General features: G+C 51.9%; 14 protein-coding genes. 2 read left to right on the top strand and 12 right to left on the bottom strand.

All coding sequences use genetic code 11. The annotated features are described in order from the left end of the window. Positions 1-475 precede the first annotated feature (475 nt). A complete protein-coding gene (locus tag ACJJIM_RS17065; protein ID WP_444911548.1) occupies positions 476-2,554 on the top strand; it encodes a TonB-dependent receptor in 2,079 nt (692 codons plus the stop codon). A gap of 18 nt (positions 2,555-2,572) precedes the next feature. Here the strand turns inward: ACJJIM_RS17065 and tcuB are convergent, their stop codons facing one another. The 7 genes from tcuB to ACJJIM_RS17030 all read right to left on the bottom strand — a co-directional run bounded on the left by tcuB (position 2,573) and on the right by ACJJIM_RS17030 (position 11,880). Beyond that, positions 2,573-3,640: a tricarballylate utilization 4Fe-4S protein TcuB gene (gene tcuB / locus ACJJIM_RS17060; protein WP_444911547.1), complete on the bottom strand. Its 1,068-nt coding sequence runs from the start codon at positions 3,638-3,640 to the stop codon at positions 2,573-2,575. Continuing rightward, positions 3,627-5,015 (bottom strand): FAD-dependent tricarballylate dehydrogenase TcuA, encoded by a 1,389-nt coding sequence (tcuA, locus tag ACJJIM_RS17055; RefSeq protein WP_444911546.1) that lies wholly within the window; start codon positions 5,013-5,015, stop codon positions 3,627-3,629. The genes tcuB and tcuA overlap by 14 nt, the downstream gene beginning before the upstream one ends. A 100-nt stretch (positions 5,016-5,115) precedes the next feature. Continuing rightward, the gene (locus ACJJIM_RS17050; protein WP_444911545.1) at positions 5,116-6,966 is read right to left on the bottom strand and encodes a DUF885 domain-containing protein; all 1,851 of its coding nucleotides are present in this window, start codon (positions 6,964-6,966) and stop codon (positions 5,116-5,118) included. A 140-nt stretch (positions 6,967-7,106) separates the two neighbouring features. Then, positions 7,107-9,023, bottom strand: coding sequence for a 1-deoxy-D-xylulose-5-phosphate synthase (dxs, locus tag ACJJIM_RS17045; protein ID WP_444911544.1), 1,917 nt, complete (start codon positions 9,021-9,023; stop codon positions 7,107-7,109). Positions 9,024-9,118: 95 nt separating this feature from the next. Next, positions 9,119-10,012, bottom strand: a complete 894-nt coding sequence (locus ACJJIM_RS17040) for a polyprenyl synthetase family protein (protein ID WP_444913400.1) — start codon at positions 10,010-10,012, stop codon at positions 9,119-9,121. A 15-nt stretch (positions 10,013-10,027) separates the two neighbouring features. Further along, entirely contained in the window at positions 10,028-10,342 is a 315-nt protein-coding gene (locus tag ACJJIM_RS17035) for an exodeoxyribonuclease VII small subunit (RefSeq protein WP_413663362.1), read from the bottom strand. 50 nt (positions 10,343-10,392) lie between these two features. Next, the gene (locus ACJJIM_RS17030; protein WP_444911543.1) at positions 10,393-11,880 is read right to left on the bottom strand and encodes a PQQ-dependent sugar dehydrogenase; all 1,488 of its coding nucleotides are present in this window, start codon (positions 11,878-11,880) and stop codon (positions 10,393-10,395) included. 796 nt (positions 11,881-12,676) lie between these two features. On the opposite strand from ACJJIM_RS17030, the gene ACJJIM_RS17025 reads away from it, so the two are divergent. Then, entirely contained in the window at positions 12,677-13,246 is a 570-nt protein-coding gene (locus tag ACJJIM_RS17025; protein WP_282931208.1) for an HNH endonuclease, read from the top strand. 52 nt (positions 13,247-13,298) lie between these two features. On the opposite strand, the gene ACJJIM_RS17020 is transcribed toward ACJJIM_RS17025, so the two are convergent. From ACJJIM_RS17020 to ACJJIM_RS17000, 5 genes are all read right to left on the bottom strand, one after another. Next, positions 13,299-14,309, bottom strand: coding sequence for a D-alanine--D-alanine ligase (locus tag ACJJIM_RS17020; protein ID WP_444911542.1), 1,011 nt, complete (start codon positions 14,307-14,309; stop codon positions 13,299-13,301). A 4-nt stretch (positions 14,310-14,313) separates the two neighbouring features. Continuing rightward, positions 14,314-15,255, bottom strand: a complete 942-nt coding sequence (gene mepA, locus ACJJIM_RS17015) for a penicillin-insensitive murein endopeptidase (RefSeq protein WP_444911541.1) — start codon at positions 15,253-15,255, stop codon at positions 14,314-14,316. A 76-nt stretch (positions 15,256-15,331) separates the two neighbouring features. Beyond that, positions 15,332-16,405, bottom strand: coding sequence for a histidinol-phosphate transaminase (gene hisC / locus ACJJIM_RS17010; RefSeq protein ID WP_444911540.1), 1,074 nt, complete (start codon positions 16,403-16,405; stop codon positions 15,332-15,334). Beyond that, positions 16,402-17,442 (bottom strand): FHA domain-containing protein, encoded by a 1,041-nt coding sequence (locus ACJJIM_RS17005; protein WP_444907242.1) that lies wholly within the window; start codon positions 17,440-17,442, stop codon positions 16,402-16,404. The genes hisC and ACJJIM_RS17005 overlap by 4 nt, the downstream gene beginning before the upstream one ends. Next, complete coding sequence (locus tag ACJJIM_RS17000; protein ID WP_413663356.1) at positions 17,433-18,731, bottom strand: S1C family serine protease; 1,299 nt, start codon at positions 18,729-18,731, stop codon at positions 17,433-17,435. Before ACJJIM_RS17000 ends, ACJJIM_RS17005 begins: the two co-directional genes overlap by 10 nt. Between the last annotated feature and the right edge of the window lie 94 nt (positions 18,732-18,825).

Genomic DNA, 18,825 nt, shown 5'->3' with positions numbered 1-18,825 from the left:
TATTTAAGCCCTGCTCTGTGAAGCTAGCTCCTGACCACGTTAATAAATTCTTTGTTTTTATATGGTTATGCTGTTAGCACCTATCCTGATTTATTGTTTTAGGTTTATATTGGTTACTTTAGTGCCAGCTAATTTCCTGTGGTGATAGTATATACAATTATATAGAATCTATTCTTCTTTATGGCTAGTGTAGAACTCTGAATATACTTACTTTTATACTTTAGTGTGCTTGTACTCGAAAGATAACCTCTCTGTAAAAATTGTTAAGAGTTTTGATCTTTCTTGTTTCTTTGTCTGATTGTTACTTGCATTTTTTATTGCGTAAAAAGTAACGAGAATTAAAATGTTAAATTTTACGCCATTTAGTAAGGAAGCTAGGGTTAGCTAATATTCATAAGGATCATGAATATGATTTTCTGATATTATCTGGTCACAACATAAGATATTCTATCTTTTAAAGAATAGGGATGTGGACTTGAGGATCATAAATAAGATCACTTTGGGTTATATTGCACTGGCTCTGCTTCCGATCAGTTTTTCACATAGCAGTGAAACTCAGATTGAAACTATCGTTGTGACTGCGGGTAGATATGAACAGGATATTTCACAGCGGGTGGAGAGTATTTCTGTTGTAAATAATGATGTACTCAGAAAAAGTGGTAATACCCATATTCAACAAAGCCTGGTGAGTGTACCTGGAGCAAACCTAGCAAGAGGGAATGGACAGGAATACCTGCCAGCCCTACGTTCCCCGGTACTGACTGGTGCGGGAGCCTGTGGTGGTTTGTTGACAGCAGAGGATGGGATTCCACTGAGAGCAAATGGATTTTGTAATATCAATGAGTTATTTGAATCCTTCAGCGAGACAGCTCGGCATGTCGAAGTTGTTAGAGGGCCTGCTGGTACCCTCTATGGCTCTAATGCAATGCATGGATTGATCAATGTTATCAGCCGCGATCCTGTAGAAGGAAAGAATGGATCTCTCAACACTGAAGCGGGGCCCCACGATTACTATCGATTGGGTGTATCAGCAGATCATCGCCTCAGTAGTGAAGGTGATGTGATCAGTGCAGATTTGTATTTGATGACTGATGGAGGATATAGGGATCAGTCAGGATTGGACCAGCAAAAGGCTAGCATCCAGTATACCCACCAGGTCGGTGATAGCAGAGTTCGAACTCGTCTAGTAGCGACAAGCTTAAATCAGGAGACGGCTGGTTACTTCGAGGGTGACGGAGTTTACCGCAATCGTCGATTGAGTCGTACCAACCCTAATCCAGAGGCGTTTCGAGATGCCAATTCTCTCAGATTTTACTCTCTGATTGATATACCTATGAATCAAACTAGTCAATTACATTTGGCTCCTTACCTCCGTAAAACTGACATGCGTTTTCTGCAGCATTATTTACCGGGGCAACCAATGGAGGAAAATGGCCAGGAGAGTGTTGGGATAAGAAGCGGTTATTATCTGGAGCTGGGTGAAAAGCTTAATCTGCTAACCGGTATTGATACTGAATTAAGTAAAGGATATCTCTTGGAAGCCCAAGAGAGTGTTACCGAGGGCTCTGAATTTCTGCAGGCAACCATACCAGAGGGAAAGCACTACGATTATGAAATCGTAGCCTGGAATATCGCCCCCTATGCATCGGCAACCTGGAAGGTTAATGATCAATTAGAAGTCACTGGTGGAGTCAGGATTGAATCTGCACACTATGACTACGACAATCAAATGCTTCCCGGGCGCACAGATGAAAATGGATTACCCTGTGACTTTGGAGGCTGTCGGTTTAGCCGGCCAAATGACCGAAAAGATAGCTTTAAAAATATATCCCCCAAGTTGGGAGCGCTATTATGGTTAAGTAATGAACTACAACTCTTTACTCAATTGGCCCAGGGTTATCGTGTACCCCAAGCGACAGAGTTATATCGATTACAGCGAGAGCAGACGGTAGTAGAGCTGGATCCAGAGGAAATTAATAGCTTTGAAGTAGGGCTGAGGAAAATAGGCGACTCTTTGTCATATGAGTGGGTGGCTTATACGATGAAAAAGGAGAATGTAATATTTCGTGATGCCGACTATTTTAACCAGTCCAATGGCAAAACCCGGCACTGGGGAGTTGAGTTGGCTGTCGATTATGAATTCACTGAAAGCTTACGGCTAGAGGTGAGTACCAGCTATGCAGAACATCGCTATGCAGATCAAAGGGAGTTGCAAGGTGTAGAACTGGATGGAAAGCTTGTAGATTCTGCGCCAAAGACCTTTGGTAGCTATCGACTTCACTGGTCCCCGAATTCTTTGGTATCAGCGGAGCTTGAATGGTTACATCAGGGTAGCTATTTTACAGATCCTCAAAATGCTCATCGGTATCCAGGACATGACTTACTGAACCTCCATTTGGCCTGGCAGTGGAAACAATATGAAATTTCTACTCGAATACTGAATATTACCGATAAAGCCTACGCTGAGCGCGCGGATTACAGTAGTTTTAGTGGTAGCCGCTATTTCCCCGGAGAGCCTCGCTCAATTTACTTCGGAATTAATTTTGATTGGTAATGTAGTAAGGGCTTGCTTTTAATTTTCAGGTTTCATTTGAGCATCACGAATCAAAGCTGCCATCCGATAAAAACCATGAGCCATTTTGGTGTAGGGCGTAAGTAAAAAAAAAGCGAGAACTGCACCCAAGTGTAAATCCAATAGTAGGGGGAGTGCAGCTGTTCCCCCCAGGGCAAATAGTAGGAGACCACTGAGTGCGATAAATAACAGTAGCCCAATAAACCCCATCTCCCCACTCCAAACTCTTGCCGAGCCCAGTTCTGGATCAGCCTTGAGCTTTAGTTGGATAAGTTTGCTACCCCCTACTAATATGAGTAAACCACCGGGAATACCAAGTAATTTGGGTATCGAAAAAATTGGGTATGGCCCTGGCATGTGTAGAAAGTAATACATGACAGTACCCGAGCAGGTAGCGGCAAAGCACAATAAAAAACCGTATAAAACAGCTTGGTGTGCGTATCTTCGCTGGTTGCTGAATCGGTCTTCCTCCTCGAAGTTACATCCGTCCCCGTGGCCCCCGGATAGATTCTTTAGTTTCCCTGCAGAGATTAATGCTCTTCTAAAGTGATCCCAGGAAATTTTTTCCCCGCCGACCTTCCTCCAGTAGCGACGTAAACTGATCCCTAGACTAAACAATGGGTATAGAAAAGCGGGTAGAAAAATTCCGGTCATAGTGGCGTGGGAAATAACTGCGTAGAAGCCCTCGCCACCACTGGGTTTCAGTGCTCTTATCACATAAAAGATAACGGCAAATCCGATGATAGTGACCATGGCGATCAGACTGCCGCGTTTTTGGAAAATTCTGGCGATACCTCCGGGCCAGGCAAAAGACTCCCAGCTTTTCTGTCGTGCTTCAGCCATGACTTGGGGAATATTGATGTTGAATTCGTGGGGAGCGGTATACTGGCAGGCGTAGTAACAGCCTCGACAGTTGTGGCAAAGGTTGGCCAACTGGGTGATGGTTCCCTCTGAGAAAGAGCGGTGTAGTTGAAGTGCTGGAAAAACGGCACAGTAGCCCTCGCAATAGCGACAAGCATTACAAATTTCTGCTTGCCGCTGTGCCTCTTCCAAATTATCCAATTGCATAGTTAGCGGCTTCCCTGCCAGCGATACGTCCAAAAACGGTGCCGATCATCATACCCAGGCCGGCTAGATATCCCTGACTGAGAATTGACCCGGCCATGGTTTCCCCAGCAGCCCACAGATTTTTTACCAGCCCTGTGGCAGTGCTGCACTGGGCATTCTCATCAACCTTGAGCGCCAGGTAGGTAAAGGTAACCCCGGTGCGCAAGCTATAGCAGTAAAATGGTGGCTCGTTGATAGGACGGGCCCAATTGGTCTTTTCTGGTGTCAGACCGGTGGTGGTGAGACCATCTAACTCAGTGGGATGAAAAGTTTCACTACTGCTACAGGCAGCGTTGAAGGTCGCTATTGTGTCGATCAGTTTTTCAGAGGGTAAACCGGTTTTTTCCGCGATTTCCTCCAAGGTACTAGCCTCGGTAGGAGGGAATGCTGACGGCATGAACATTTTTAAAGACTTGGAGTCGATAATTGCAAAAGCCACCTGGTCTGGCTGTTGTGCGACAAGGCGGCCCCAGATGGCATAGCGTTTGGGCCAAATATCCTCTCCCTCGTCATAAAAGCGCCGAGCTTGTTTGTTAACGACGATGGAAAAGGGCACGCAATCGAGGCGCGTTACTATGCCGCCATCAAACTTCGGCGCTCGCCCGTCAATTGCCACTGCATGGCACTGGGTGGGATCTCCGACGGACAGTACGCCTTGCTCCAGTAAATCCTCCAACACCACACCCCGGTTATAAGGTGTTCCGCGTATCAGGAAATTTTCGGCAGCTGGCCCCCAGGCTTTTTCCAGCCACTCCAGATTGGCTTCAAATCCGCCGGAGGCAACTACAACTGAGCTGGGTTCAATTTGGTATTGCTGCCCCTCGTAAACATAGTCGACACGAGTAACATGATTGCCCTCCAGCTGCAAGTGCTTAACGTGTGCCCGATACAGCACATCAACACCTAATTTGCCTGCAGTTCGGTAATAGGCGTTAACCAGGGACTTACCGCCGCCAAGGAAAAAAGCATTTGTGCGCGTGAGGGATAGTGTGCCGGACAGAGGAGCTTGGAAGTGGACTCCGTGTTTTTGCATCCAGGGAAGTGCGCTTTCCGAAGAGCGTATCACCAACCGAGCTAACTGCTCATTGGTTTTACCCCCGGTAACCTTTAATAGATCTTCGTAGTACTCGTCTTCACTGTAGTCACTTTCCAGTGGGCCTAGGGGACCTCGGTGCATACAGCGTATATCCCTGGTGTGACGGGAATTACCGCCTCGATAGGGTTTGGGCGCAGTTTCTAGAATAATCACCTTGGCCCCGAGTTCGGCAGCAGTTATCGCTGCGCACAGAGCGGCATTGCCACCCCCAATTACGGCGAGGTCGTAGTGATTGTTCACCGATAGAAAACCCTTTTGCAATGGACTTGTGTCTCATTGCAAAAGGTAGGTGAAAATAGAGAATAAATAGGCGGGCAGGTAATTCCTGCCGCAAAAATCGTCAGCTGGTGGCGGGTTGTTCAGCTTGCTGCATGTCGATATGAACAGATACAGAGGCCTGGCTTTCCAGCCAGTTGTCCATGCGCTCTTCAAGAATATTCAGTGGCAGTGCTCCAGATCCCAACAGAGCGTCATGGAAACTGCGAATGTCGAAATTGCTGTCCAGGGTTTCCTCCGCTTCCGCACGCAGCTCTTTAATTTTGAGTTGTCCCAGTTTGTAGGCCAGGGCCTGGCCCGGCCAAACCAGATAGCGGTCGATCTCGACGGTCACATCGTGGAGTGGCTTGGCGCTGTTTTCCATAAAGTACTCGATCGCTTCCTCGCGGCTCCAGCCCAGCTGGTGCATACCGGTATCCACTACCAAACGCACAGCACGCCACATATCGTAAGTGAGTGCACCGAACTCGCTGTAGGGGTTTTTATACAGGCCCAGGTCGTAACCGAGGCTTTCGGAGTAAAGGCCCCAACCCTCTACAAATGCTGTATAGAGAGTCATACGGCGCAGTGGGTGAATATCAGTTTGCTCTTGTGCCAGGGCAATCTGCAGGTGGTGACCCGGCATCGCCTCGTGCACTGTGAGCGCCTCCATTTCCCATTTCGGGCGGCTGGGCAGGTTGTAGGTATTGGCAAAGAAGATACCTGCACGGCCAGCTTCGTTGGAGCCGGGCAGATAATAAGCTGTGGTTTGGGATTGTTCTGAATAACTGGGTATCGGTTTCACGCCATAGGGTAGGCGTGGCAAGGTGCCGAACAGAGCGGGCAGCTCTGCATCAATGCGCTTGGCAATATCGCGGTAATCCCGTAGTAACCCCTCCCGGCTGGTGTGGTAAAAGCGCGGGTCGGTACGCAGAAACTCGGTGAATGCTTTGAAGTCTCCCTGGAAGCCTGTCTTCTGGATAACTCTATCCATCTCCCCACGAATTCGCTTCACTTCCGCAAGCCCAATGCGGTGAATCTCCTCGGGGCTGAGGTCGGTGGTGGTATTCTCTTCCACTTTATGGGCGTACCAGCGCAGGCCGTCGGGGCGGCTGGTTAAAGCCGTATCCACCTGGGCCTCGGGAATATATTTTCGCTCAACAAATTCAGCCATACCCTGCCAGGCCGGTACCAGTTGTTTACTGTAAATGGCATAGGCGCGTTGCTGCAGGCTTTTCCGCTTAGTTGCTGGAATGGCCTCAGGCATTTGATTAAATGCAGTCAGCAATGGACTTTGCTCCGGCGCGGCAGGTACCAGTGCGCGTATTTGACGCGGTAGGTCGCGCAAGGTGATTTGTGGTGGTGTGACTCCTTTGCGCAGGCCCCGGCGCATCAGCCCCTGGGTTTGTTCAATCAGAATTGGCAACCTTTCCAGACGGCTGATTATTGTTTCGTAATCGGTTGCAGTGCGCTTGGGCATGCTGTTGATCACTTCCGGTATACTGCGTTGGATGCCGCTCATATGGGTAAGCGGTTGCAGGTGATCCGGGAACTGGAAGCCTTTTACTTCCCCCAACAAATCCTGGTAGAGCAGTTGGTAATCCAATTGCTGTTCGGCTGGCAGATCGCTTTGATCGATATTACGTGCAGCCCCTAAAAGGATTCTGGTCTGCTTTTGACGCAGTTCCACAGACTTAAGAGAGTTATCCACCCAGCGATGATTTTGCCCGGGATAGCCCTCGTAGGTTGCCTGGCTGGGATAACTCTCCATGATCCAGCGATAGCGTAAATCCTGCAGGGCAATGAGGCGCTCGGAGGCGCTGCTCTCAGGAAGGGATTTGTAAGCTTTTCGGAAGGTGTCCTGGTCCATCGCTGAGGCATTGAGGCTCACAACAAGTCCCAGGGATGTAAATAGGGCTTTTCTGATAAACGACATAATCCCCTCAAGTGAAAACGTGTGGCCCCAATAGTGGCCGGATTTAGTCAATGGGTGGTTTGTTACCACTGCCGGCAATTTATTGCCGGGCATTTGAAGAGCAGCCAGCCGCATTAGCTGGCTGCCAAAGGCGGGCTGGGTCAGTTGGCTGCCGCTGTGCGACTGCCAAACTCCTGGTGATTGATCAGTTGCAAGCGCCTGCGAATCTGTTCCTCAATACCGGAGGCATTGAGGCCGATGGCCGCCAGCAGGTCTTTGTGCTTGCCGTGCTCAATAATTTGATCTGGAAGCCCCAGTTGCAACACCGGTACCGACCGCGCAGTGCTATTGAGGTATTCGAGTACGGCACTGCCAGCACCACCAGCAATGGTGTTCTCTTCGATGGTAACTAAGAGTTGGTGACTCTCGGCAAGTTCATCGATCATTGTCTCGTCCAGGGGTTTTACCCAGCGCATATCGGCTACGGAGGCCCCCAGCTGCTCTGCAGCGGCCATAGCGGGGCCGAGTAAGGTTCCGAAGCTAAGGATGGCTACACCACTGCCCTGGCGCAACAAGCGCCCCTTGCCGATCGGTAGCTCTGTCATTTCCTTGTTGATGGCGGTACCCATACCGGTTCCGCGCGGATAGCGCACAGCAGTGGGGCCGTTGTGTTTGTAGGCGGTATAGAGCAGCTGGCGGCATTCGTTTTCGTCACTGGGCGCGGCGATAGCCAGGTAGGGCAGGCAGCGCATAAATGTGAGGTCAAAACTACCCGCGTGCGTGGGGCCGTCTTCCCCAACCAGGCCGGCGCGGTCGATGGCGAAAGTGACATCCAGGTTTTGGATTGCCACATCGTGCACCATTTGGTCGTAGCCGCGCTGTAAAAATGTCGAATAAATAGCAACTACCGGCTTCTGGTCTTCACAGGCGAGGCCCGCAGCGAGAGTGACGGCGTGCTGTTCGGCAATGGCTACGTCGTGGAAGCGGTCCGGGAAGCGCTTGGAGAACTCCACCATACCGGAGCCCTCACACATGGCCGGGGTAATAGCGACCAGGCGCTCGTCCTGTTCTGCGGCATCGCACAGCCACTGGCCAAAAATATCCTGGTACTTGGGCAGTTTCTTCTTGCCGGGTACGGCTACTTGCACCTTGGCTTCCGGCTCCAGCTTGTTCAGCGCGTGGTAGCCCACCGGATCTTCTTCAGCAGGGCCGAAGCCTTTGCCCTTGGTGGTGGCAATATGCAGGAGTTGCGGGCCCGGCTGGCTACGCAAGTTGCGCAGGGTGTGGACCAGGTCGTGCATGTTGTGGCCATCCAGGGGGCCTACGTAGTTAAAACCCAGTTCTTCGAACAGGGTGCCCGGCGTGATCATACCTTTGACGTGCTCTTCGGTACGTCGCGCCAATTGCCAGGCTTTGGGGATGGCAGACAGTATTTTACGGCTGCCCTCGCGCATGTTCAGGTAGGTTTTACTGGCCAGAATCTTGGCGAAATAGGTAGCCAGACCGCCGACATTTTTTGAGATAGACATACTGTTGTCATTGAGAACAACCAACATGTCCTTGCCAGTATGGGAGGCGTGGTTCAGGGCTTCGAAAGCCATTCCCGCCGTCATGGCGCCATCGCCAATCACCGCCACTACCTTGCGATCGTCAGGGGAGCCCAGGGCCATACCCAGGGCGGCGCTGATCGAAGTGCTGGAGTGACCGACACCAAAGGTATCGTAGGGGCTCTCGCTGCGCTTGGGGAAGCCGGACAGGCCCCCTTGCTGGCGCATGGACAGCATCTGCTCGCGGCGACCGGTGAGGATTTTATGGGGGTAGGTCTGGTGGCCCACATCCCAAACCAGCCGGTCCTCCGGGGTATTGAATATGTAATGCAGGGCGATGGTCAGTTCCACCACACCGAGACCGGCGCCAAAGTGCCCGCCGGTCTGGCCGACACAATACAGCAGGTACTCGCGCAATTGGCTGGCGAGTTCCGGCAATTGGCGTTCATCGAGGGCGCGCAGCTGCGCCGGGTCGTCGATCGAGTCGAGAAGCGGTGTCTGCGGACGTGTGCGTGGAATTTCTTCGAGCATCAAATGTATCAGTTGCAACAGATGGTGATATTGAGGGGGATTGTATGCCCGTGGCGGGCATATTGCATCCCAAACCCCACAGGCAAGGGTGTGACTTAGTGTCCGCGCTGCACGATATAGTCTGCGAGCTGCTGCAGTAGCAGGGTATCGCCATCGAGACTTTGCAGTGCCTGGGAGGCCTGGGCGTGCAGTTTTGCCAGCTTGTCCCGGGCGCCGTCGACGCCGAGCAGAGAGACATAAGTGGGTTTGTTGCGCAGGGCATCGGCGCCCTGGGTTTTGCCCAGAACTGCGGTTTCAGCAGTGATATCGAGAACATCGTCCTGAACCTGGAATGCCAGGCCAATGGCTTGGGCGTAGCGGGTAATAACCTCCAGCTCCCTCTCGCTGGCACCCCCCAGCAGTGCGCCCATACGTGCGCTGGCACAAATCAGAGCCCCGGTCTTGAGGCGGTGCATGGGCTCCAGCTGATCCAGGGTGAGGGTTTGGTCAACGGAGTCCAGGTCGATAGCCTGGCCGGCGACCATACCTCGGGCCCCCGCCGCAGTGGCGAGCTCACGCATAAGGTGTAACTGCAATTGAGGGGCAAGCGGTTCTGCGAGAAGTAACTCGAAAGCTTGGGTTTGCAGTGCGTCGCCAGCGAGAATGGCTGTGGCTTCGTCATAGGCGATATGACAGGTGGGGCGACCTCGACGAAGGTCGTCGTCATCCATTGCCGGCAGGTCGTCATGGACCAGGGAGTAGGCGTGAATGCACTCCAGGGCCGCCGCTGTGCTATCGCAATAGGCCAGGTCAAAATCGACACCCCGAAAAACCTGGGCACAGGCGTAGACAAGAGCGGGGCGCAGGCGTTTGCCGGGGCCCAGTGCGGCATAGCGCATTGCTTCGAACAGCTTTTCTGAGCCGTCGATCGGGGTGTTGAGCGCCTGCTGGATTCGGCTTTCGACGCGTGTGGAGGAGGCCTGTAGAAAGGCTTTCAGCTCCTCTGGCAGGTTTGCGGAACTCACTTAAACTGGGTCCCCGGAGTTGTCGTCGGCATCAAAGGGGAGCTCGCGGATATTGCCGCTCTCTTCAATTAACAGCTTCACTTTCTGCTCGGCTTTGGCGAGCTTCTGTTGGCACTCCCGGGTGAGTTTCACTCCCTTTTCGAAATCAGCGAGAGCCTCCTCCAATGGGAGATCTCCGCCTTCGAGTCGCTCAACCAGCTGTTCCAACGCCTCGAGACTCTCTTCAAAAGTTGCTGTTTTTTTCTTTGCCGCCATAGCATCGCCTCTTAATTGCGGGGCAACCTTAGCGGCTGGCGCTGCGGGGGTCAATTCCATGGCCCCCTCATCCGGGAGCCTCTTCTCAGTGTCGTTTAGGCGTGCAATTCCTAGAGGCTTGACTCCCGAGATAAAAGATAGTGCGCCAGGGCTTTTTTCTGCACCGCCGTAAAGTTGTAGTTAGGCATTGGTGGTGTTGGGGCATCGAAGTAGTCAGCCAGAGTCTGCGCTGTGTATTTAGCGGACAGGTTGCGCAGGGGAAACTGGGCCTGATGGCAGTGGGCACAATCGTTAGACCGATAGAGCTGCGCGCCCAGTTGAACCACCTCGGCATCTATTGAAAGCGCGTTGGCCGTGGATGTTTTTTGCAGTTGTGGCTGCTGTGTTGTCAATACAGCTTGGCGAGGGGCCCCTTGGCTCACACGATAAACTGCACCGGCGTAGTCATCGGAAATATAGATATTGCCCAGTTTATCCTCGGCGATGGCGACAGGGCGGCCGTAAACCGTTTGGCGGTCATTACTGAGAAATCCCCACAGGAAATCCCTCTGTTGAATTTCCCCGTCGTCACTCCAGTGTAGGGAGACAACTTTATAGCCATCTTTCACGCTGCGATTCCACGAGCCGTGCAGGGCGACCAGCGCTGCATGGCGATAATCCTTAGGCTGTTCCACACTGCGCAAAAATTTAATCCCGAGTGGCGCGTTGTGAGCGCGAAATTCGTACACAGGAGGAATTGAGTCAGCAATCTTTTGCTGGATTTCAGGGCTTGCATCCACCCCAAGATCCGGATCGGGAACCCGGTCACCGTAGGCGTAGGGCCATCCGTAGAATTGGTCTTTGCGAATCAGGTTGAGCTCATCTGGCGGCAGGTTGTCGCCGAGCCAATCGCGGCCATTATCTGTTGCGTAAAGTCCGCCATCTTTTGGAGACCAATCGAACCCCACACTATTACGCAGGCCGGTGGCGTATATTTCAAAATTATCTCCGTTTGGTTTCATTCTCATGATGGTTGCGCGGCGAGGATCCTTTTCAATACAAACGTTGCAGCTGGAACCACTGCTGAGAAAAAGCCATCCATCGGGACTCATATCAATAGTTTTTGTCCAGTGTCCATCGTCCTCAAGATTTTCAATAATTCTCTGGTAGCGCCCAGCGAGTCGCCCATCGGAATGATCAAAGGGAACCCGTCCAACTGCGTCACTTTCGGCAATATATAACCAGCCGTCGTGTAGCAATAATCCGTGGGGCCGTTGAAGATTATCAATTAGGGTCTTTTGCCCGTCACTGCGGCCGTCGCCGTCTTTATCTTGTAATAAAAGTGAAACTTTGCCATGTTTAGGCTGGGAGACGATGATGTCTCCATTGCGGGTCACTGTGAGCCAGCGTGCGCCGGGAACATCCCCTGCGAATAACTGGACCGAGTATCCATCTGCTGCGGTCAGCCGGCCTGTCACTTCTTTTTCTGTTGTTTTGACACCACCGACCAGTTGGCGCCAAGGCACGCTGACGCTGGATTTAAAGGTGGCTAAGGCGGTAGAAAGCACCGCGCCGAGGGCGATAAAAAATATTAGCGTATATTTCAACGTTTTCTTCATGGTATCGATTGAACTTGAAATAAAGATGTTTATAGTTGCCGCGCTTATCTATTTACCCCTATAGTTAACACGGGATTAATTTCCTGTCTTCCCTCCCTTTTGTAACAGGTAACTCAGTTTGTGAGATATCTCTTACACAAAATTCAGCAGATTTCCCCTACTTTTTTCTCCCTTGATGTCCATAATTAACTTGCAAGGACGCGAAAGGGACTGCACTACTGCGGCAATGGATAAATGGATTGCGCCGCTCGCCCTAGGGATATGGGCACCATCCTGTGAGACGCACCGCCCGGGCCGGATTGCCTGGGCGGTGTTTTACATTCTGCTTTAACCTGCCTGTTGCTGCCTGCAACGCTTTCCACAATTTACACCTTTCTTTTGTAATTTGCTGTTATTCCATCAGCGGCATGTCGCTGTCTGGAATTTGTAATAGTTATCCGCTTTAATGTTGATAGGCCGGCCAAATTATCCATGGGCCGGCGGAGGGTGGCGCATTCAGTAATCTACCAGCAGAAGTGCCCGTATTACCCAAGGCAAAACTACGCCTGTGGGCATCTGTATTTTCGTTGGTAAAAAAGCTTTCAGACTCCTCCATCTTGTCTGGGAGCAAGCTTTTACTTTCGAAGGTGGCAGTTTTTTCTAATGCTGCGAATCGCGCCAGCTTCTGTCATCGTCATCCAGTCCCTTCGATCTGTCACTCCAAAACTTCTTTTTTCTTCTTTATAAAAACCGTTGTGATTACACGGAAACAGTTCCGGGGCTGCCTTGTTCTATTCGACTGTGGGGAGGCGAGGTTATGCACGCGAGAATATTGCGTTTAAACCTGGCGGGACAACCGCTGGAATGGCTGAGTTGGCAAGAGGCATCCTGTCTGTACGTGCGGGAGCTGGTTACATGGTCGCTGGGAGGTGTTGTCCAGCGGGTGAGAGGAGGCTTTAATCGCAATGGCGATCGTTCCAGCCTTGATCTGGCCGCTATTATCGCCTGTGGCGGTGCACGTATGGCCCGTCCGCGCCGGCGCCCACCTCTAACAAATCGAGCACTGTTTTTTCGCGATTCCCATACTTGTCTTTATTGCGGTAATTTCTTTAAAAGTGTGGATTTGACACGGGACCATGTTATTCCTGTTTCCAAAGGCGGAGTTGATTCCTGGGAAAATGTGGTTGCGGCCTGCAGGCGCTGTAACCAGCATAAGGGCAATCAATTATTGGAAAATATCGACATGGAGTTGTTGGCCTTGCCCTTCTGCCCCAATGCAGCTGAATACCTTGCCCTGATTAACAGTGAGCGGATTCGCGGCGATCAGATGGAGTTTCTGCGCGGCCAGTTTTCACGGCGGCGTCAACAGGGGTGGTTGTTGCACTAGCCGTCGGATCAAAATGAGCAAAAAAGAAAAGGGGCCAACAGGCCCCTTTTAATTATGCCTTGTCGTTAGTTGAAGATACCGCAGAGCGGATCAGGCCGGCCAGGTATTCGGTGAAATTGTGCCCGTGGTTTTCCATCATTTTGGGGAACATGGAGTTTGGCGTCATACCGGGAAAAGTATTGACCTCATTGAGGTAGAGTTCGCCGGTCTCTGTCAGGAAAAAGTCTATGCGGGACAAATCCTTCAGCTTTAGGGCTTTAAAAGTGCGCAGGGATACTTCGGCTATCCATTGAAGCTGTTCTTCGTGAAGGTCAGCAGCTTCGATAAAGGTGACCGCGCGGCTGCCCTCGGCATACTTTTCCTTATAAGTGTAAAAAGTATCTGTTGGGGCGCGTACTTCTCCCGGGCGGGTTGCGATGACATCATCGTTGTAGTGGTAAACCGCAACTTCCAGTTCTCTGGCTTTCAATGCTTTTTCTATCAGCACATAAGGGGAGAGCTTAAAGGCGTCCTCGATCGCGGCCTCTAAGCCCTCTTTGTCACGGACCTTAAAGCAACCTACGGAAGATCCCTGATTGGAGGCTTTAACAAATACTTCACCCCAGTTCTCCAGGGCATCATGAGCTTTTTGTAGTTCCTCGGCTTCAGTGCTGTGCAAAAACTCGTAAGGTGTGTTTTCAATACCCAGAGCGCTGAGCCACATCTTGGTTTTAATTTTGTTAAAGCAGATTTTGCTGGGCTCAGGTGCAGAGCCGAAATAGGGGATGCCGAACATATCCAGTTGCGACTGCAAATCGCCGGTCTCTCCCGGGTAGCCATGAATTGCAGGAATTACGTAGTCCACATCCCAGGAGTTACCTTCTTCATCGCGAATTTTGCGATCGTAAAAGATATGGTAAACCCGGCCCTGGCTGTCGGTAAGGCAGCCACTGTTATCCATTTCCACCCGCAATAGGGCGATGTCCTCTGCCGCTGACAACTTGTCCTCGATAAAATCAGCAGTTCTGAGGGATACGTCGTGCTCGCTGCCGCCACCGCCGCAGATAAGCAAGGTGTTAATCATAAAATTATTCCGTCGTAGTGCCTGCCGAAGGTGCGGTTAATACCTGTTCGCACTGTTGAGGCAAGGTCTTTGGTTTCGGCTTTTTCTGTTTCGGCTGGGGTTTAGTGCCATTGAGAATTGCATAGAAGTCATCGCTAAACCACCAATCCAAGTCACTGCCACAGGCTGCAGTGGTCACCGGAGCCTGGGGCTTACAGTTGGTGCTTCCCTCTGGGCACGCCAGGCGTACATGAAAATGGTAATTGTGCCCCCACCAGGGGCGCACTTTGCGCAGCCACTCGTTATCTTCGCCGGATATTTCGCACAGGTGGCGCTTGATGGTCGGGTGTACAAAAATTCGTTCGACCCGCTGGTCCTCTGAGGCCAAGCGCAGGATTTTGGGAACCCGGTCGTCCCAGTTTTCAGGGATTAGGCGGTGTTTGCGCTCATCAGCCAAGGCAACAGCAGAAATATTATCACGCTCCCACGGGGTGAGGGGACGCTCTGCGGCTCGCCGATCCTGGGAATACCAGATGTCTACGTCCAGGCCGGTTTGGTGGCTGTTGTGCCCACCACTGCCGAAAGGGCCCCCTCGAGCCATAGACATGTCACCGATCTGGATTCTGCCCAGATCTTTCTGCGCCACGCTCTGGGAAAACTCCTTCAGGAAGTTAATGGTCTGGGGGTGGGCAAAATGTCGGTCGCGGCCAGTCCTCACCAACTGATAGCCCTCTCCCCTCAATGGCAGGGTTTCCCCGCCACTCAGGCAGCCATTGGTATAGGTGCCAATACTCGATGGTGTCTGTGCACTGGGCCCTTCGACCTTATCCCAGTCGTTGGCACTTGCGGCGCCGCTCGCCAGGGCCGAGGCGAGAATCAGGGAGTGGGTTAGTTGCCGTAAAAATCCCGCTTTAAAGGGGCTAACGGCCTCGGTAGTGGATACTGAATTTTGAGCTTTCGGGTGCATAGGTCCCTGGATACCAATAAGTCACAGTTGTCGGGCCACCTCTAGTGGCGCCCGACGAGTATAGACAGACAGAGTGCTAGCTCTGTGACGCAAGTATCTCTTTGCAGTTCCGTATCAACTGCTCCATTTCCTCATCGGTGCCAATAGAGATACGCAAGTACTCACTGATCCGGGGCTTGTTGAAGTAACGTACGAGAATATTACGCTCCCGCAGTGCCAGATACAGGGCTTCTGCGCCGGGCTCCGGTGGTTTGGCCAGAAGGAAATTGGCTTGGGAGGGAATCACTTCGAACCCCAGGTATGTAAGCGCCCGCTCACAGCGCTCGCGGGTGGCGATGACCTTGCCGCAATTGTCGCTGTGCCAGGCGGTATCGCGGATCGCTGCGGTGGCCACACGCTGGGCAATGGCATCAATGGGGTAGGAGTTAAAGGAGTTCTTGGCTCTCAGCAACCCTTCAATCAAGTGCTTTTGCCCCATGGCAAAGCCGAGGCGAAGCCCTGCGAGGGCATAGGATTTTGACAGTGTGTGTATCACCAACAGGTTGGGGTAGCGATCGATGAGTGTTGCTGCACTCTGTCCGCCAAAATCGATATAGGCTTCATCAATAACCACCACTCTCTCAGGCTGTGAGCGCAATAGCTGCTCAATCTGCTCTAGCGGCAGGTACCGTCCCGTGGGTGCATTGGGGTTGGGAATAATTACACCGGCTGCGGGAGCGGCATAGTCCTCAAGCTGGATAGAGAAATCAGCGTGCAGGGGAACAGTGCGGCTTTTGATATTGAAGAGCTGGCAATATACCGGGTAAAAACTGTAGGTGATATCCGGAAATAGCAGGGGCTCGCTGCGGCGGAAAAAACTGTAAAAGCTCAGAGCCAGCACTTCATCGGAGCCATTGCCCACAAATACCTGTTCGGCAGAGAGATTGTGCTTATCGGCAATAGCGCGGCGCAATTCACAGGACTCCGGGTCGGGATAGCGGCGCAATGCATCGGCAAAGTCGTGCTGCTCCAGGAGCCTTAAAGCTTCGGGGGAGGCAGGGTAGGGGTTCTCATTGGTATTGAGCTTTATCAGGGTTTCACTCTTGGGCTGCTCCCCAGGTGTATAGGGTTCCAGCTGGTCGAGCCCTGGGCTCCAATAAATCTTGCTCATGATTCCACCTCTGCGGTACTACTTTGATTGTCGCTGGAAGAGCCTTCAGCGCCTTCTTTAGTTTCTTTTTTCTTGATGGGGATATCAAACAGGTCGGCCGAATTTCCAATAAATTCCTGCATGGGAACAGGGTTGCGGAATAGCATATTATCGTATTTCAGCTCTGTGGATATCGGTGGAACCTCGCTGAATTCGTCCATGTTGTTAACGCTTTCAGCTAAGCCCAGGCCGAGGAATGCCAGTGGCAGTGTCAGTGCCACTGTCCAGCGCCAGCCCCTGGCGAGGTTGGTGGCCAGATAGCAGGCGGACCAGAGCATTGCCGGTAATATGATGGCGAGTACCAGGAAGTCCAGGACCTGAATAGTAGTGCCGATGGCAAAATTGAAATTGATTAGCCCCCTCAGCCATTCCCAAAAGGTGTAAGTAAGTGCACCTATGGCGGCAATGGATAGATGGGTGAAAAAGTGCGTTTCATGCCTGACTACCCTGCCGATAAATGCCCAGACTCCGGCGTAAATCACCATACCAATTATGGCCGTGGCAAGAATGTTGACGGCAATAGTCCATTGATAGTTTCGGGCGTATCCGAGGTAGCTCATCAGTACGCTGGCGAAGCCAAAACACAACAGCAGCAGTATTGCTCCCAGGGGGTGGGACAAGCTGGAAAACAGGTTTTCCAGTGAATGGAGAGGGGTAGCTTCAGGTACCGGGTCATCCGTATGGAAAACCCGGAAGCGTGACTTCCCACACTGCAGCAAGTCACCGGAGGAGATCCTGTGTTGAGCGATGGTATCGGGTTTAACGGACTTGTCTTTCAGGTTTCCCAAAAGCTGGCAGCCGTTGATCGAATTGAGGTCGTGTAAGACGTACTGGCCGTCCTCTCCCCGCTTGATTTCGGCATGGTGGGCATCGGAGTGGATGTCCTCCAGAATTGCATCATTGTCGTAAGCGCGGCCCAGGGTAAATTTATCCCCGTCCATTCGGTAGCGCAGCTGCACCCGGTGGGCGCGATTGAGTTCTTCAATAATCAGGGCCATTGGATCTCGCTCGTAAACTTCTGGGTAAAGGCGTCGGCGGACTCCTGGGTAAAGCCGGACAAGGTAAAGTGGCTGACCAGTGCGCGATTTTTCTGATCCACACTTAGGCTCAGGAAGAAAATATCGTAGAGGTCTGGGAAGTCCTTGTAGCGCCTGACGCAGTAGCTGGTGCGCGCGATCAGGGGCTCGCGATTGCGATCCGGCTTGGACACCGAGGTTTCATTGCCGCGCTCCTGAGAGGTAAATCCTTGCTGGCAGCGGAAATTGGTTACATCTTCTTCTCCAGCGCTATTGCCTGGGTAAAAGGAGTCCATCTGCCCTTCGTACTCGGCATAAAAGCGCGCGGGCAGAAGATCCTCGGCTTGCAGCCAGAAAAATTCGTACTCTACCCGCCCGGTGTTGAAGTCGTCGGACAGGAAAATAACATCTTGTCCGGTGCAGCCTTTATCAATTCGCTTGATCGGATTGGTTTCGCTCTCTTGGGTGTTTCCCCAGCATTTAATGGCTGGAATTATTTCACCGACAACCTGGGCCTCACCGAGGGCGCGACGCTGCCAGTCGGCCCTGAGTATTGAGTCGATAATTTTTTGCTGGTTATCCAAAAGCTGTTGATAAGTTACTTGCTTAAGGTTGAGAGTGCCGCCCTCGGCGCGATAGTGCTTTAAAAGCGACGACAGTTTATCCACTGGTACAAGGAAGCTAACCTGGTTGCCTGCAGTCGCCACATTAATGCCCACTACCTGCCCTTGGGTATTGATCGCTGGCCCGCCGCTCATTCCCGGATTAATAGATCCGGCAAAGTGAATACGATCGTAGAAGCTACCGCCGGCAATACCGTTATAGGTCCCGGGAATCAAGGTCATGCCCAGGTCCAATGGGTTGCCCAGGGAGACAATGGTTTCCCCTTTTTTGGGGGTGTCTGTCGCCAATTCCAGGTATTCGTCTCCCGGTTTCTCCTGGCGCAGCAGCGCCAGGTCATTGACCACATCAATATCCAGTAGAGTTAATTTTCCCCGGGTGCCATTAACTGCAAGATATTCCAGGGAATATTCGTCCGGCTCACTAACCGCTTGAGCCACTACGTGGTAGTTGGTGGCGATCAATCCATCGGGGGAGATTTGAAAGCCTGACCCCAGGCCGGCTTTTGAATTGGAGGATTTTTCGATAAGTCGAATTTGATAGAGGCTGCCGCGATAATCACTGTAGAGCTTTTCATAGCCTTGCGCCATTGCAACAGTGGATAAGCAGCACAGAATCCAGGCGAAGAGCCACGTGGAAAGTTTCGGCATTTTGAATTGATTAAATTGTGGACAGGAAGCGTGATACTACGGGATATAGGATAGTGCAACAAGCGCCCATCACCGGCGCTATCTACCGGTGATG

The organism is Microbulbifer maximicatervae (SeqCode), from assembly GCF_052467615.1.
Note: the sequence above shows the minus strand (reverse complement) of the source record. Positions and strands in the feature narration are given on the sequence as shown.